General features: G+C 44.8%; 2 protein-coding genes. One reads left to right on the forward strand and one right to left on the reverse strand.

The window, feature by feature from the left end:
- Window positions 1-522, forward strand: a 522-nt coding sequence (gene apaH, locus R7Z78_RS24965; RefSeq protein WP_169643685.1) for a bis(5'-nucleosyl)-tetraphosphatase (symmetrical) ApaH, incomplete at its 5' end; no start/stop codon positions are given.
- 80 nt (window positions 523-602) lie between these two features.
- Here the strand turns inward: apaH and folA are convergent.
- Window positions 603-1,005 (reverse strand): type 3 dihydrofolate reductase (gene folA, locus R7Z78_RS24970; protein ID WP_169643687.1); only part of this gene is annotated, 403 nt, incomplete at its 5' end.

Raw genomic sequence — 1,005 nt, forward strand, 5'->3', positions numbered from 1 at the left:
GAAGAACTGCTCTCTTGGCTAGCTAAACAACCTCTTCTGGCAGAGCACGACGAGTTTGTGATGTGTCATGCGGGTATCTCACCGCAATGGGATTTAGAGACAGCCAGACAATGCGCTCGCGAAGTAGAACATATTATCCAAGGCGAAGAGTTGCCGTGGTTGCTAAAAAACATGTACAGCAACTTACCAGATCTTTGGGATGACTCACTGGAAGGTCTGGATCGCTATCGCTATATCATCAATGCCTTTACAAGAATGCGTTTCTGCTTTTCTGATGGTCGTTTAGATATGGACTGCAAACTGCCTCCGCAAGAAGTCACAGGTGACCAATTGGTACCTTGGTTTGAACTGCCGCACCGCATACCGTTAGAAAAAACAGTGTTATTCGGCCACTGGGCAGCATTGCAGGGCTATATCGATGAAAAAGTCATTGGACTCGATACAGGTTGTGTCTGGGGTGGTTCGCTGACGATGATCCGTTGGGAAGACAAACAACTCTTTACCCAAGACGCTCTCGATTAATCACTAGATCGTTCCTCCAAAAACAAAAAGCACCGTGGTTACGGTGCTTTTTTCTATTCTGCTTCGAGAGACTTTTCTAACTATTGCTTTTCTAAAATCGTAAAACGCATGTTGTAAGCGTTTTTCTCATCCGCTTGGTAGGTTTCAGAATATGTCTCTTTGAACTCATTACCCCAGTCTGGGAACTGGGTGTCACCTTCAACTACAGCATCAATATGTGTGACGTACAGTTTATTTGCCATCGCTAAACAAGAAGCATAGATAGCACCGCCACCAATGATCATTACTTCTTCAACATCACCTGCAGCCTCTAACGCTTTTTCAACTGAAGTCACCGTCGTAACGCCTTCAATACTCAATGATTCATCTCGGCTAATGACAATATTCAAACGTCCTGGCAAAGGGCGACCAATTGAATCGTAAGTCTTTCTTCCCATTACGACGGGCTTCCCCATCGTACAACGTTTAAACCAAGCAAAATCC

The sequence above is a fragment of the Vibrio sp. 1167 genome (genome assembly GCF_033340375.1).
In the GTDB taxonomy this organism is placed as follows: Bacteria; Pseudomonadota; Gammaproteobacteria; order Enterobacterales; family Vibrionaceae; genus Vibrio; species Vibrio alginolyticus.